The 13,463-nt window shown below is 65.6% G+C and carries 14 protein-coding genes; 3 read left to right on the top strand and 11 right to left on the bottom strand.

Annotation, left to right across the window (positions count from 1 at the left end; all coding sequences use genetic code 11):
- Positions 1-77: 77 nt before the first annotated feature.
- Genes VB738_RS09710 through yidD form a run of 3 tightly spaced genes read right to left on the bottom strand, consistent with a single transcriptional unit; the run spans position 78 to position 2,261 of the window.
- Positions 78-1,607: a UDP-N-acetylmuramoyl-L-alanyl-D-glutamate--2,6-diaminopimelate ligase gene (locus VB738_RS09710; RefSeq protein ID WP_323305554.1), complete on the bottom strand. Its 1,530-nt coding sequence runs from the start codon at positions 1,605-1,607 to the stop codon at positions 78-80.
- A gap of 55 nt (positions 1,608-1,662) precedes the next feature.
- Complete coding sequence (locus tag VB738_RS09705) at positions 1,663-1,929, bottom strand: glutaredoxin family protein (RefSeq protein ID WP_323305553.1); 267 nt, start codon at positions 1,927-1,929, stop codon at positions 1,663-1,665.
- Positions 1,929-2,261 carry a membrane protein insertion efficiency factor YidD gene (gene yidD, locus VB738_RS09700; RefSeq protein ID WP_323305552.1) on the bottom strand — a complete coding sequence of 111 codons (333 nt, stop codon included), beginning with the start codon at positions 2,259-2,261 and terminating at the stop codon, positions 1,929-1,931. The genes VB738_RS09705 and yidD overlap by 1 nt, the downstream gene beginning before the upstream one ends.
- 64 nt (positions 2,262-2,325) lie before the next feature.
- Between yidD and rpsD the strand changes: the two genes are divergently transcribed.
- Together rpsD and VB738_RS09690 are read left to right on the top strand one after the other, a co-directional pair.
- Entirely contained in the window at positions 2,326-2,934 is a 609-nt protein-coding gene (gene rpsD, locus VB738_RS09695; RefSeq protein ID WP_094585400.1) for a 30S ribosomal protein S4, read from the top strand.
- A 109-nt stretch (positions 2,935-3,043) separates the two neighbouring features.
- Entirely contained in the window at positions 3,044-3,805 is a 762-nt protein-coding gene (locus VB738_RS09690; protein ID WP_323305551.1) for a class I SAM-dependent methyltransferase, read from the top strand.
- Here the strand turns inward: VB738_RS09690 and VB738_RS09685 are convergent.
- The 7 genes from VB738_RS09685 to VB738_RS09655 all read right to left on the bottom strand — a co-directional run bounded on the left by VB738_RS09685 (position 3,777) and on the right by VB738_RS09655 (position 11,320).
- Positions 3,777-5,612: a V-type ATP synthase subunit A gene (locus VB738_RS09685; protein WP_323305550.1), complete on the bottom strand. Its 1,836-nt coding sequence runs from the start codon at positions 5,610-5,612 to the stop codon at positions 3,777-3,779. The two genes, VB738_RS09690 and VB738_RS09685, sit on opposite strands and share 29 nt — an antisense overlap.
- A gap of 8 nt (positions 5,613-5,620) precedes the next feature.
- Positions 5,621-6,304, bottom strand: a complete 684-nt coding sequence (locus VB738_RS09680; protein ID WP_323305549.1) for a hypothetical protein — start codon at positions 6,302-6,304, stop codon at positions 5,621-5,623.
- A 7-nt stretch (positions 6,305-6,311) separates the two neighbouring features.
- The gene (locus VB738_RS09675) at positions 6,312-7,013 is read right to left on the bottom strand and encodes a hypothetical protein (protein WP_323305548.1); all 702 of its coding nucleotides are present in this window, start codon (positions 7,011-7,013) and stop codon (positions 6,312-6,314) included.
- Positions 7,014-7,093: 80 nt separating this feature from the next.
- Positions 7,094-7,546 (bottom strand): ATP synthase subunit C, encoded by a 453-nt coding sequence (locus tag VB738_RS09670; protein WP_094585394.1) that lies wholly within the window; start codon positions 7,544-7,546, stop codon positions 7,094-7,096.
- Positions 7,543-9,351: a V-type ATP synthase subunit I gene (locus VB738_RS09665; RefSeq protein WP_323305547.1), complete on the bottom strand. Its 1,809-nt coding sequence runs from the start codon at positions 9,349-9,351 to the stop codon at positions 7,543-7,545. The genes VB738_RS09670 and VB738_RS09665 overlap by 4 nt, the downstream gene beginning before the upstream one ends.
- Positions 9,348-9,950 (bottom strand): V-type ATP synthase subunit D, encoded by a 603-nt coding sequence (locus VB738_RS09660; RefSeq protein ID WP_323305546.1) that lies wholly within the window; start codon positions 9,948-9,950, stop codon positions 9,348-9,350. The genes VB738_RS09665 and VB738_RS09660 overlap by 4 nt, the downstream gene beginning before the upstream one ends.
- 5 nt (positions 9,951-9,955) lie before the next feature.
- Positions 9,956-11,320 (bottom strand): V-type ATP synthase subunit B, encoded by a 1,365-nt coding sequence (locus VB738_RS09655; RefSeq protein ID WP_323305545.1) that lies wholly within the window; start codon positions 11,318-11,320, stop codon positions 9,956-9,958.
- Positions 11,321-11,646: 326 nt separating this feature from the next.
- On the opposite strand from VB738_RS09655, the gene VB738_RS09650 reads away from it, so the two are divergent.
- Entirely contained in the window at positions 11,647-12,549 is a 903-nt protein-coding gene (locus VB738_RS09650) for a polyphosphate kinase 2 family protein (RefSeq protein WP_323305544.1), read from the top strand.
- 28 nt (positions 12,550-12,577) lie between these two features.
- Here VB738_RS09650 and trpC read toward each other — a convergent pair whose 3' ends face one another.
- The gene (gene trpC / locus VB738_RS09645; RefSeq protein ID WP_323305543.1) at positions 12,578-13,462 is read right to left on the bottom strand and encodes an indole-3-glycerol phosphate synthase TrpC; all 885 of its coding nucleotides are present in this window, start codon (positions 13,460-13,462) and stop codon (positions 12,578-12,580) included.
- Position 13,463: the final 1 nt, after the last annotated feature.

The following is a 13,463-nucleotide window of genomic DNA, read 5'->3' as shown; positions in this document are numbered from 1 at the left end:
GGGATGGGGTGGACCGGGAAGTTACACCCGAGGCCCCCCGCTACAGGCGGATATGTTCATCACATGGCACAGCGGCGTCAGCCGCTGACGCGAGCCTGCAGCGCCCGGGCGGCCTCCTCCCGATCATCGAAATGCACCTTGGTGGTGCCGAGGATCTGGTAGTCCTCATGGCCCTTGCCGGCGATCAGCACCAGGTCCTCCGGCGCCGCCGCGGCGATGGCGGCGGCGATCGCCGCTGCCCGGTCCCCTTCCACCACCAGCTCGGTGCCGGCGGGGATCCCCGCCACCACGTCCTCAAGGATCCGCTGGGGATCCTCGGTGCGGGGGTTGTCCGAGGTCACCACCACCGCGTCGGCGAGGCGGGCGGCGATCGCCGCCATCAGGGGCCGCTTGGTGCGGTCCCGGTCACCGCCGCAGCCGAACACGCAGATCAGCCGCCCCTGGCTGAAGGGCCGGCAGGCGGCGAGGGCATTGGCGAGGCCGTCGGGGGTGTGGGCGTAATCGACCAGCACCGACGGCAGCGGAACCCCCGCCGGCCCGCTGACCCGCTCCATGCGTCCCGGCACACCCCGGAAGCTGGCCAGGCCGTCGAGCAGCGGCGGCAGGGCCAGACCCTGCTGCAGCAGGGCCCCCACCGCCTCCAGCAGGTTCATCAGGTTGAAGCGTCCCACCAGGGGCGAGCGAAAGGCCCCGTCCCCGAGCGGGCTGTGCAGCCGGCCGCTCACCCCATCGGCGCCCATCACCAGATCGCTGATGTGCAGTTCCACCGATGGATCCTCCAGGGAGCAGCGCCAGCAGGGGCCGGCGCCGGGGCCCCGGCCGGCCGTCCCGAGCCGCTCGGCCAGGCGGCCCCCCCAGGGGTCATCGACATTGACCACGGCGCCGCCGTCGAGCAGATCCGAGGCGAACAGCCGCGCCTTGGCCTCGAAGTAGGCCTCCATCGACAGGTGGTAGTCGAGGTGGTCCTGGGTGAGGTTGGTGAACACCGCCCCGGCGAAGCGGCAGCCGGCCACCCGCCCCTGATCGAGGGCGTGGGAGCTCACCTCCATGGCGGCGATGGCGCTGCCGGCCGCCACGGCCTGGGCCAGATCGGCCTGCAGCAGATCGGCGAAGGCGGTGGTGTGGGTGGCGGTGGCGCTGTAGCCGGGCCAGCGGTTCTGCAGGGTGCCGAACAGGGCCGACGGGTGGCCCGCCGCCGCCGCCAGATGCTCGATCAGGTAAGTGGTGGTGGTCTTGCCGTTCGTGCCGGTGACGCCGATCAGGGCCAGCCGCCGGCTGGGCTGGCCCCAGAACGCCGCCGCCAGCCGGCCGGCCCACAGGGCCAGGGGGGCCTCCACCACCAGCACCGGATCGCCGGGGGCCGGAGGCCGGGCGGCCGCCGCCGCCGGCCCGATCACCGCCGCCACCGCGCCGGCGGCCAGCACCTCCGGCCAGAAGCTGCCGCCGTCCACCGCCGTGCCGGGCAGCCCCACGAACAGGGTGCCGGGGCCGACGCGGCGGGAATCGCAGCTGACGCCGCTGACCACCGCCTGGGCCAGGGCGCCGGAGGGGTCGGGCAGCGGCGGCAGGCCCACCTGATGCAGGAGCGGCTGAAGCAGCGGTGACATGGCGGTGCCGGCGGCGTCCGGCGGGACGAAGCTGGCGCCTGTCCTAGCGTGAAGCTCAGCGCACGCCCTGCTTGATCAGCCAGGCCTGCAGCTGGGCTCCCGCCAGTCGGGGGGACACCCGGGGAAGCTCCCGCAGGGGACCGTCGGCGCCGGCCGCCACCGCCAGCACGGGCACGGCCAGCCCATAGCGCCCCTGCAGGGCCGGATCGGTGTCCACGTCGATCACCTGCAGGGGCTGGGGGGGATCCAGTGCCTTCAGTTTCTCCTCGAGACCTTCGCAGAGGCAGCAGCCCTGGCGCGAGAAGAGCAGCAGTTCCTGCATCAGTCCGGGACCGGGTCGCAGCCGCAGGGGGTGAAGGGGTGGCAGCGGCAGACGCGCTTCACGGTCAGCCAGCCGCCGCGCCAGGGTCCATGGCGGCTGATCGCCTCCAGCCCATAGGCGCTGCAGGTGGGAATGAAGCGGCAGCGGGGGCCCAGCAGGGGGGAGATCCAGCGCCGGTAGGCGCCGATCAGGGCCAGCAGCACGGCGGCCACGGCGGCCGAGAGGGGGGAGGCGGGAGCGGCCGGCAGGGCGCCCTGGAGGAGGCCGGGACCGTCGCCGCCTAGGGTAGGTGGTTGGCGCAGCACGCGCGGGCATCCGGGTTTCCCCAGCATGCCGCAACCGTGAACCACGCCGTCCGGCCTCCAGGTCGCACCATCCACCCCGTCACCTTCCCTTATGTCTCGCTACCGCGGCCCTCGCCTGAGGATCACGCGGCGCTTGGGGGACCTTCCCGGTCTCACCCGTAAGGCCGCCAAACGGTCTTATCCCCCCGGTCAGCACGGCCAAGCCCGTCGCAAGCGCTCCGAATACGCGATCCGTCTCGAAGAAAAGCAGAAACTGCGTTTCAACTACGGCATTTCCGAACGTCAGCTGGTGCGCTACGTGAAGAAAGCCCGTGCCCAGGAGGGTTCCACAGGAACCAACCTGCTCAAGCTGCTCGAGAACCGACTCGACAACATCTGTTTCCGCCTCGGCCTCGGTCCCACCGTCCCGGGCGCCCGCCAGCTGGTCAACCATGGCCACGTGACCGTGAACGGCCGCGTCGTCGACATTCCCAGTTACCAGTGCAGGGCCGGCGACGTGGTCGCCATCCGCGAGCGCAAGTGCAGCAAGGCCCTGGCCGAAGCCAACCTGGCGTTCCCCGGCCTGGCCAACATCCCCCCCCACCTCGAGTTCGACAAGGCCAAGATGACCGCCAAGGTGGGCGGCCGCATCGAGCGCGAATGGGTCGCCCTCGAGATCAACGAACTGCTGGTGGTGGAGTTCTACAGCCGCAAGGTCTGAGCCCCACCCCCATCACCAACCGCCGGCGAATCGTCTCCGGCGGTGTGCCGTCCGCGTCCGCTGCCGCTAGGTATGGGCACGGGCGGCATTCTTCTGTGGGCCCGAGGCGATGAGCGGCAGCTTCAGCGACCATTTCGGCACCGTCTCCGGGGCCTACGCCCACTACCGGCCCACCTATCCGGCGCCCCTGTTCGCCTGGCTGGCCGGGGTGGCCCCCGCTCGCCGGCGGGCCTGGGACTGCGCCACCGGAACAGGCCAGGCCGCCATCGCCCTGGCCGCCCATTTCGAAGCGGTGGTGGCCACCGATGCCAGCGCCGGCCAGCTCGCCGCCGCCCGTCCCCATCCCGGCGTCCACTACCGGCAGGCGGCGGCGGAGAGCTCCGGCCTTGAGGCGGACAGCATGGATCTGGCCACGGTGGCCCAGGCGCTGCACTGGTTCGACCGGGACCGGTTCTTCGCCGAGGTGGAGCGGGTACTCCGCCCCGGCGGCGTGCTGGCTGTCTGGAGCTACGGCACCCCCCACCTGGAGGGCGAGGCGCCCGATGCGCTCCTGCAGCACTTCTACACCGAGATTGTCGGCCCCTATTGGCCCCCCGAGACGGCGCTGGTGGAGAACGGCTACCGCGACCTGGCGCTGCCCTTCGAGGGCCTGCCGGCCCCATCGTTCGCGATGGAAGCCAACTGGACCCTGGAACAGCTGCTAGGCTACTGCTCCAGCTGGTCAGCCAGCGCCCGCTACCGGGCCGCCCTCGGCCACGACCCCCTGGAGTTGATGCGTCCGGCCCTGGCGGCCGCCTGGGGGGCGGTCGAGACACCACGGTGCGTGAACTGGCCGCTGACGGTCAAGGCGTCGCGACTGGGTTCGGCGTAGGGGTTCCGGAGAGGGCCTGGATCTGCTGCAGAAAGCTCCTGTACGTGGGCGAACCGGTGGCTGCGTAGTTGAGGTTTCGGTACAGACCCGTGAGCTGGGTGTAATAGTCCCGGGCGGCCGTCTTGTCGGTGAAGGCGGGATCGCGGTGCAACAGATCGAAGACCAGATCGAAGGAGGTCTTCTGCCGTTCCAGGGGCGTGGTGGAATCGACCACATCAAAGGCATCCTGCTGCAGATAGACCATATCCAGAAACAGGGCCTTCTGGAACACGATGAAATCCTCCAGGCTGACGCCTTCCTCCCCGGTCACCTGAATCATCTGGCCGACACGGTCGCCCTCCTTGAGCAACCCGTTCATCTGGGCAACGCGCCCCACCCACTCCGGTGACAGGTGCTGGGAGAACCAGCCTTCCAGCTGCTGGAAATAGCGTGACCAGGAAAGGAGGATATCGACGGCCGGATAGAAGCGTTTGTAGGCCCGCTCCGCACTCAGCCCCAGGAAGGCCTTGACCGTTCCCAGGGTGCACTGGGTGACCGGCTCCTCGAAGTTCCCCCCTGCGGGTGAGACCGTGCCGATCATGGTGAGACTGCCGATGGAGCCATCACAGGTGCGAATGATTCCGGCCCGCTCGTAGACGCTCTTGATCGAAGAATCGAGATAGGCCGGAAACGCCTCTTCACCGGGAATTTCCTCCAGCCGCCCGGAGGTCTCCCGCATGGCCTGCGCCCAGCGGGAGGTGGAATCCGCGATCAGCAGCACGTTGTAGCCCATCTGGCGGTAGTACTCCCCCAGGGTGAGCCCCGTATAGATGGAGGCTTCCCTGGCCGCCACCGGCATCGAGGAGGTGTTGCAGATGATGATGGTGCGGTCCATCAGCGAGCCGCCGGTCTTCGGGTCGGACAACTTGGGGAATTCGGTGATCGTTTCCACCACCTCTCCGGCGCGCTCCCCGCAGGCCACCACCAGCACGATGTCCACATCGGAGTGGCGCGAGATCAGATTCTGGAGCACGGTCTTGCCGGCGCCGAAGGGGCCGGGGATGCAGCCGGTGCCGCCGCGGGCGATGGGCAGAAAGGTGTCGATGATCCGCTGGGTGGTGATCATCGGCTCCTGGGGGTAGAGCCGCTCGCAACGGTTCATCTCCAGCAGCGCCTGGGGCAGCGCGCGCCGCACCGGCCACTGTTGCGTGAGGGTGAGCGGGCGTTGCGCCCCGCTGCCCTCACGGATCCGGGCCACCGCCGTGTCGATTGTGAAACTCCCCTGCTGAATCCAGTCAAGGGTGACGGCACCCTGCTGATCGAAGGGAACCATGATCTTGTGGCTGAAGCGGCCCTCCTGGACCGTGCCGATCACATCCCCGGCAAGGAGGGTGTCACCGATCTTGGCTCTGGGCTGAAAGGACCACTTCTTCTCCCGATCCAGGGGCGACACTTCGGCCCCACGGGGCAGAAACGTTCCGTAGCCGGCGGCGATCTGGGCCAGGGGATTCTGCAGACCGTCATAGACCTGGCCCAGCAGTCCAGGGCCAAGTGTGACCGAGAGCTGCTCGCCGGTCTGGTCCACCGGATCACCGATGCCGACTCCCTTGGTGCTTTCGAACACCTGGGCATCGGCCAGCCGGCCACGTACCCGCAGGACCTCGGCTTTCAGCTTCTCCTGGCGCTCCTCACCACGACGCTGCAGACAGATATAGATCACCTCATTCTTGAGCAGAGGCCGTGGCTGTGACTCCGCCATCTGAATCGTGACCAGATCATCCTGCACGGCAACCACGCTGGCCGGATGGTAATCAGCGAGGAGATCCATGCTGTTGTTCATTGAGATGCACTCGAAAGAATTTCTTTGTGGTTACCGAGACCCGCATCGACGAGCTCCCGAAACCGAGTGACGGCGATATCTCCGTTGTAGCATGACCAACGACTGACAAGACTCCAGCGCGCCAGATAGATGATGAGCGCTTCGAAGTCGAAGGTATGGCCAAATTCAAGGCGGTTCAACATGGCCCAGACAACGGAGAACTGCAACGTCTCGAACCCAACCAGATCGTCCTTCTCCAGCAGGTCGTGAGCCTGCCTGACCCATGGGAAGATCACCTCCAATTGAAATGTCGGCGCGCTCCAGTTGCGCTCGATCAAGCCCACCCATGCACCGAATCCCCAGACCTCACCGGTGGGGGGCTGGGATTCACCGCGACGGCGGCGGCGAAACGCCGCCACGATCGTGCGCAGCTCAAGGCGCTGCGTCACCAGGCGCCGCAGGGTGGGGCTGCGGTTGGACGCCAGGAACCGATGGGCCTCCTCGATGAAGGCAGCATCGGTGCGCTCCAGGGGCCGGGTTGGCCAGGCGATCAGGTGGGCGATCTGCTCGAGGGTCTGAAGGTCCGCCGCCTCCAGCAGGCCCAATCGACTCTCCAGCTTGAGTCTGGAAATCGGCGGTGCCGTCGCCTCAAACAGCGACCCGAGCGGCGGCAGGCTGGCCATCAGCACGACGTACTTCATCGGGCCCTCACTTCACCACCCCCTCCAGCAGGGCACGGAACCGGGGCTGCAGGTGGGCCAGCAGGGTCTGGGCGATCGCCGCATCGGTGAGGTCGAGGACCACATCACGGTCCACCAGCCGCAGCTTCAGTCCGGCCTGGGATCCCTTCGCCACCCCGAAGCTGACCCCCTCCCGCAACAGTCCCCGGGCGGTGAGACGCACGAAGCGGCTGAGGATGCCCTGCTCCAGCTCCTCCGGGTGCTGGCTGAGTTCGGCCAGGCCGGCGATCCGACGTGGCAGCAGCACCTCCACCTGCTCGGACTGGTCGGCCTCCGGACGGAGCGTGCCGACGATCTCCAGGATCATCCGCTCCAGGATCTCCTGCTTCTCCTGCTCCTCACCGACGAGCTGACGCACCTCACCGGTGAAGCGATCACTCAGTTGGGCCTTGAGGGCCAGGTTGGCGTCGCGAAAGGCCAGTTCCAGTGCCTGCTTTCCCGAAGTCTGCAACGATTCGGCCTCCTTGCGGGCCCGATCGACGATCTGGTGGGCCTGCTCGTCCGCCTGCGCCACCAGGGCAGCGGCCTTGGCCCGGGCGTCCTGCAGCAGACCTTCAGCCTCCGCGCGACCCTGCTCCACGCCCTGATCCCGCAGGCGCGCAATCAACTCCTCCACACCGGAGGCCACCGCCAGGGGAGTGTCGTGCCGGAGCTTCTTCGGGTTGGCCATGGGAACTGCCCGGCTGGGGAGAAACGTCGGAAAGGAAGCTGGAACGCAGAAGCCTGAGCGAGCCAGGCGCTGCGGCGGTGCTATTTGGGTATGCCCCCGGCCGCCACCAGGGCGAAGACGAAGGCGAACACAGCGAAGCCCTCGACGATCGCCGCCGGTGCCAGGGAGAGGCCGAAGATCTCCGGCTTTGCCTTGGAGCCGGATATGGCGGAGGCGCAGCACAGTCCCTGGTAGATCGCCGCCATCAGGAACGCCAGGCCCGACAGGAGGCCGATGCCGAAAAGGCCACCGGAATTGGCCGGGGTCACCGGTCGGTTGAGGATGAACATCACGACGATGCCGTAGATCGACATCGAGGAAGGCAGCGCCGACAGACCGACGAACCGCCCGTAGCCGCTGCTGACCTCCATCATGGCGCCGATCGCCGCCTGCCCTGCCGTGGTGCAGCCGATGGAGGCACCGATCGCCGCCAACGCCACTGGGGCATAGATACCGATCCAGCCAAGGACCAGAATGGATGTGTCGTTGTTCATAAGGCCGTCTCCTTTTTACTGAAGGGTGCGAAGGGATAGCCTTCTTCGTCAAGGCTCCAGTTGAAGAATTCGATGAAGTTGAGCCGCAGGCCATGGACGAAGCCGCTGATGATGGCCAGCAACAAATTGATACCATGGCCAAGGACAAGGATCAACAGCGCAATGACCACTCCCAGGGGCACATCGGAGCGATAAACTTCGGCCGCCAGTTGATTGAAGGTCAAGGCCAGAGAGGCACTGGCCAACCCTAGGGCAAATAACCGAAGGTAACTCATCACGTCTCCAAAAAGTTTGGAGAGTTCCGCCAATGAAGAAAGTCCGTCAAACAATCGCAGCAGAAGGCTGCCCGGCGAGTTAACCGGCCGCTCGCTGCTCAGCAGCAGGATGGTGAGCAGCCCGCCGCTGCCGAGGCCGATGGCCAGATCGCGGGCTGTCGACGCGCCTCCGCCGAGGTAGAGCGTGAGGCCCGCCAGGATGATCGCGATCCAACCGATGGGCTTGGCGCGCTCGGCGATCGAAACCCCACGCGCCGCCACGATCCCATTGGCGAGGATCAGATGCAGACCACCCACCACGAGCGACACCTTCATCATCGCGTTGAAATCATCGAGATGCAGCACCTGAAGGTGAGCCAGGAAGGAGCCGGCCGGGGGAGGAGCCCCGAAGTAACTTCCGGCCAGCATCCCGTAGAGCAGCGAGAACAGCAGACCGACCATCGCCAGGACGCGGAACCGGCGTGTGGACGGCCTGGTTCCCATCCCCCTCCAGAACATGGCGAGCAGCACACCCAGCACCAGGGCATACCCCGCATCCGCCAGGATCATGGCGAAGAAGATGGCAAAGGAGAAGAAGACCACCAACGAGGGATCCCAGTCGCGATAGCCCGGCGTCTCATAGAAGGTGACGAGATCCTCTCCGCCCGCCAACAGATCCGGATTCGTCATCAAGGTGGGAGGGGAATCCTCTGATGTCGGACTTTCGGCCCAGGAGGCCAGCCCCATCCGCTCGACAAAGGACGTCAGTCGGGGGAGGTCCTGACGCGGCATCCAGCCCTGCACCTGAACGACGTGACCCAGATCGGCCGTCTGCTCGCCAGCCTGTCGGAGGGCCACCTGCTCATCGGCACGGATGAGGTGCTTGGAGAGCAGAAAGATCCAGCGACTGAGGGCTACATGCTCGGCCTCGATGTCATCGAGCGCGACATGGGCCTGGTCGAGCTCGGCCCTGAGATCCTCCGGGGATTCGGAACCCACATGTGACCGCTGGACCGGCAGGAGGCTCTGGTCGGGTTCCTGTTCAGCGATGAGCACCAGATAGCCATGCCTGGGGCTGGCATGGATCCGCTGCCACGGCAGTGCCAGCCCTTCGAGCGCCTGCTGGAAGGGCTCCTGCTTGGAATGGGGCACCCGGTAGAACCACAGGCGCTGGCCACCAAGCTCCCCCAGGTCGGGCAGCCGGAAGTTCCCCCATGGGGCCAGTTCGGCAAGATGGTGGCGCAACGCCAGAATCCTGTCCTCGGCGGCCCGTTTCCGTGCCCGGTTCGCCAGGGCCCTCGCCACCACCGCATCGAGCTGGAACGTGGGATCGACCTTCAGCGGATAGCGGCGCTGGCGCACATCCATCAGGTAGCGCAGGGCCTCGCGTGCTTCCCCATCGGGCTGGGAGGCCGGGAAATCAGCAGCGCCATCCGGAGCTCCCAGGGTAATCAGATGCAGGCATCCAAGGGCTTGCAGTCCCTCCAGGAGGACCTGCTTCTCGGCCGCCAGAGCGAAGATCGAGACTTTGGCCAGGGCAACGATCGTCATGCCGCCTCGCGCTCCTTCTTGCGTTTGGCGATCTTGGAATTGACGACACCGGCCCGTTCCGCATCGGCCAGGACAATGGAGATTTTGCGAATGTTCTGCCTAGCCCTGGGAATCAAAACTTTGTCAAACAAGTTGTAGCGTTGAGTGACGATCCTTTCGGCCTTTTCGAGCCGTTCGACGCGGCGTCGGGCCACCTCGATGCGGAGGGTCTGCTCCATGGCCTGCTGGAGCACAACGACCAGGCTGTCAACCCAGAACGGCTTGGTGAGAACGCCATAGGGACTGACCCGGAACGTGAGGGTCTGGAGGACCGGCAGATGGGTGCCCAGCAGGTTCTCCTCGCCGATCTCCAGCGTCGCGATGGCCACAAGATCCGTCAGATCGATCGATTGATTCGCGACCATCGGCAGCCTGGCGGCCACATCCGGCTCGATCACCGCCGCCCTCTCGAGGGCCTCGGCCAGCAGACGCCGGGCCTTCTCCCGCTCCGCCCCGATCTGGCGACGCTTCATGTCCAGCGATGGCAGGACATCCTCAAAGGTCCGCAGCAGGGACTTCTCCTTCGTCAGTGAAGCCTTGGTGAGCGAGAGCCTGGCCATCGGAATTACGCGGAGATAGGCGGGGACGGGGCCGTGCCAGGGAAGTACTTCTCGAGCAGCTCCTGCTTCATCAGCAGCTCACTGGGCTGAAAGCACTCGGCCAGGGTCGCCCAGGCCAGATCCAACGCATCCTCGAGGGAGATATCCACATTGATGTCCATGAACCTGGCCTTGAACAGGCCTCCGAACCGGATCAGCCGCTGGTCGTAATCGGACAGCTCGAAGGCCATGGCCTGTTTCTGCTCCGCATCCCGCGCTCCGGAGTAGAGGCGAATGCAGGTGTTCATGATCTGGTTGTGGTCCTCGCGGGTGACCTTGCCGATCACGTTCTGCTTCAGTCGGGACAGCGAGCCGAAAGGGTCGAGGACTCCGTCATGCAGATAGAACTGCCCTTCGGTGATATACCCCGTGTTGTCGGGGACGGGATGGGTGATGTCGTCGCCGGGCATGGTGGTGACCGTGAGCAGGGTCACAGAGCCGCCCTTGGCATAGTCGGCCGCCTTCTCGTAACGGCGGGCCAACTGGGAATAGAGATCGCCCGGATAGCCGCGGTTGGCCGGGACCTGGTCCATGGCGATGCTGATCTCCTTGAGGGCATCGGCAAACGAGGTCATGTCGGTGAGCAGCACCAGCACCCGTTTTCCCTCCTCGACGGCGAACCGCTCCGCCACTGCCAGGGCCATGTCTGGAATCAGCAGGCGCTCGACGATCGGATCGGAGGCCAGGTTGACGAACATGACGGTGCGGGCGAAGACGCCCGCATCCTCGAAGGTCTGGCGAAAGGCGTAATAGTCATCGAAGATCAGACCGAGGCCTCCAAACACCACCACATCGGCATCTGCCTGGATTCCGATGCGGGCCAGGAAGGCGTTATAGGGCTCCCCGGAGACAGAGAAGATCGGAATCTTCTGACTCTCCACCAGACAGTTAAAGACATCGATCATCGGCACGTTCGTGCGGATCATTTTTGAGGCCAGGACCCGACACATGGGATTGACCGAAGGTCCGCCGATGGGCACCTTGGGATCCTCAGAAAGTCCGGGGCCTCCGTCGATCGGTTCTCCCGTGCCCCGAAACACCCTGCCGAGGATGTTGCTGGAGTAGGTGGCCTCCATCGGGTGGCCCAGAAAATGCACCGCCGAATCAGTGGCCACCCCCTTGGTACCGCGGAACACCTGCAGCGACACGGAGTCCCGCTTCAGGGCGATGACCTGCGCCAGGGACGACGTCCCATTGCGGTTCTGAACCACGGCCAGATCGTTGAACCGGGGCGCCCCATCCCTGCGGTCGGCATCGGCCGGCACCTCAACCCGGAGAATATCGCCGACGATCTCCAGGATCTTCGAGTAACTGACCAGAGCGGCGGGCATGGGGAGCTCGACCAGAGGATCAGGGAAAGGGCCGTCAGGACGCCGGTCAGTTCTCCTCCTTCACTGTAATCAGCAACGCCGGAAAAACCACCCGGATAAGTTTTCTGTCATGGCTGCGGTTGCTGCACACCGTGGCTATGGTGATTGATCGCGTCGGCCCGGGCGAAGCCGTGCCTGCCTGCAAAATTATGAGAAATGTCTGACGACTATGCTCGAAAAATGTGTTTGACGAATGAACGCGATGCATGGTTTACGAATGATGGCGACAGGATCCGGGAACGCACAGGGTCGGTCTAACACTGGAAACGAAGCCGGGAGATAAAGGCATGGACAAGCAGGACTTCCTTGAGCGCGCCAGACCATTCGCCAAGCCCTTCCGGATCGAGGATGGGAAGAACTTCCATCTGAAAGATTTCGATCCCGGCGATACACTGCATCTGGATCAGGACGACAAAGCCCGCGCCCAGGAGGCGCTCTCGATGGGCGTGCAGATGCTGGCGCACTTTCAGGATCTTCTCTATGCCCAGGATCGCTATGCCCTGCTGCTGATCTTCCAGGCGATGGATGCGGCGGGCAAGGACGGCACCATCAAACATGTGATGAGTGGGGTCAATCCCCAGGGATGCCAGGTGACCTCGTTCAAAGCACCTTCATCAGTGGATCTGGACCATGATTTCCTGTGGCGATCCAACAATGCCCTGCCGGAAAGGGGCCGGATCGGCATCTTCAACCGCAGCTATTACGAGGAGACACTGGTGGTTCGGGTGCATCCTGACATGCTGGCCCGGCAGACGCTTCCGGCCGATCGCGTCACCAAGAACATCTGGGATGAGCGATTTCAAGACATCCGGAACTACGAAACCTATCTGAACAACAATGGCATCATCGTCCGGAAGTTCTTTCTGAATGTCTCCAGGGAGGAGCAGCGCAAGCGATTTCTGGCGCGCCTCGACCGTCCACAGAAGAACTGGAAGTTCTCCGCAAATGACATCAAGGAACGGGCCTTCTGGGATGACTACATGGACGCCTACAACGAAACGATCCAGCACACCGCCAGCCGCCACGCCCCCTGGTATGTCGTACCCGCCGACAACAAATGGTTCACCCGCATCGCCGTCGCGGCCGCCATCATCGAAACCCTCGATTCACTGCATCTGAGTTACCCCAAGGTGAGTCCGGAAGCCCGTGCCCAGCTGGATGCGGCCCGGGCCGTCCTGGAGAAGGACTGATCCGCGTGAACCGCGCCCCGGCAGGTGATCAGCCCCCGATCAGGATCTCCAGGCCCGCCCTCACGTCGTCCTGGCGCATCAGCGCCTCCCCCACCAGCACCGCATCGGCGCCGGCACTGACGGCCCGATCCAGATCCTCCCGGCTGAAGAGGCCCGATTCGCTCACCAGCTGGGCGCCGCGGGCACGCAGCTGCTCGCCGAAGCGTTCCATCAGCTGTTCGGTGGTGGCCAGATCCACCGTGAAGCTGGCCAGATCACGGTTGTTGATGCCGATCAGGTTCACACCCTCAAGGCGCAGCACCCGCTCCATTTCCGCCGCGTCGTGCACCTCCACCAGCACCGCCAGCCCCAGGCCCCGGGCCACCTTGAGCAGATAGGCCAGGTCCTGGTCGGTGAGGATCGCCGCGATCAGCAGGGCTGCGTCGGCCCCGGCGGCCCGGGCCTGGAACAGCTGGTAGGGGGTGAGGATGAAGTCCTTGCAGAGCAGGGGAAGCTCGACGGCCTCCCGCACCGCCACCAGCACATCGAAGCCCCCCTGGAAGAAGCGCTTGTCGGTGAGCACCGACAGGCAGCTGGCGCCGCCGTCGCGGTAGCCCCGGGCGATGGCGACGGGGTCGAAATGCTCCCGGATCACCCCCTTGCTGGGGCTGGCCTTCTTGATCTCGGCGATCACCGCCGGCTTGCGGCAACTGGCCCGCAGGGCCGCCGCGAAATCCCGGGTGGGGGGCAGGTCGGCCACCTGCTGCTTGAGGGACTCCAGGCTCACCCGTTCCCGGGCGGCGGTCACTTCCCGGTCCTTCTCCCAGACGATCTCCTCGAGGATGTGGCGGGGGCTCTCCTCGGGATGGGGGGTGCCGAATTCCAGGTGGGCCACCCGCACCGAGGGGTTGGGGGGCCGGCGACGGATCTCCATC

Source organism: Cyanobium gracile UHCC 0139 (assembly GCF_034931325.1).
GTDB lineage: Bacteria > Cyanobacteriota > Cyanobacteriia > PCC-6307 > Cyanobiaceae > Cyanobium > Cyanobium gracile_B.
Note: the sequence above shows the minus strand (reverse complement) of the source record. Positions and strands in the feature narration are given on the sequence as shown.

Coding starts and splice junctions, on each gene's coding strand:
- VB738_RS09650 (WP_323305544.1), top strand. CDS start 11,647: ATGGACAAGCAGGACTTCCTTGAGCGCGCCAGACCATTCGCCAAGCCC.
- VB738_RS09665 (WP_323305547.1), bottom strand. CDS start 9,351: ATGACGATCGTTGCCCTGGCCAAAGTCTCGATCTTCGCTCTGGCGGCC.
- VB738_RS09660 (WP_323305546.1), bottom strand. CDS start 9,950: ATGGCCAGGCTCTCGCTCACCAAGGCTTCACTGACGAAGGAGAAGTCC.
- VB738_RS09710 (WP_323305554.1), bottom strand. CDS start 1,607: ATGTCACCGCTGCTTCAGCCGCTCCTGCATCAGGTGGGCCTGCCGCCG.
- VB738_RS09680 (WP_323305549.1), bottom strand. CDS start 6,304: ATGAAGTACGTCGTGCTGATGGCCAGCCTGCCGCCGCTCGGGTCGCTG.
- VB738_RS09685 (WP_323305550.1), bottom strand. CDS start 5,612: ATGGATCTCCTCGCTGATTACCATCCGGCCAGCGTGGTTGCCGTGCAG.
- yidD (WP_323305552.1), bottom strand. CDS start 2,261: ATGCTGGGGAAACCCGGATGCCCGCGCGTGCTGCGCCAACCACCTACC.
- trpC (WP_323305543.1), bottom strand. CDS start 13,462: ATGGAGATCCGTCGCCGGCCCCCCAACCCCTCGGTGCGGGTGGCCCAC.
- VB738_RS09655 (WP_323305545.1), bottom strand. CDS start 11,320: ATGCCCGCCGCTCTGGTCAGTTACTCGAAGATCCTGGAGATCGTCGGC.
- VB738_RS09690 (WP_323305551.1), top strand. CDS start 3,044: ATGAGCGGCAGCTTCAGCGACCATTTCGGCACCGTCTCCGGGGCCTAC.
- VB738_RS09705 (WP_323305553.1), bottom strand. CDS start 1,929: ATGCAGGAACTGCTGCTCTTCTCGCGCCAGGGCTGCTGCCTCTGCGAA.
- VB738_RS09670 (WP_094585394.1), bottom strand. CDS start 7,546: ATGAACAACGACACATCCATTCTGGTCCTTGGCTGGATCGGTATCTAT.
- rpsD (WP_094585400.1), top strand. CDS start 2,326: ATGTCTCGCTACCGCGGCCCTCGCCTGAGGATCACGCGGCGCTTGGGG.
- VB738_RS09675 (WP_323305548.1), bottom strand. CDS start 7,013: ATGGCCAACCCGAAGAAGCTCCGGCACGACACTCCCCTGGCGGTGGCC.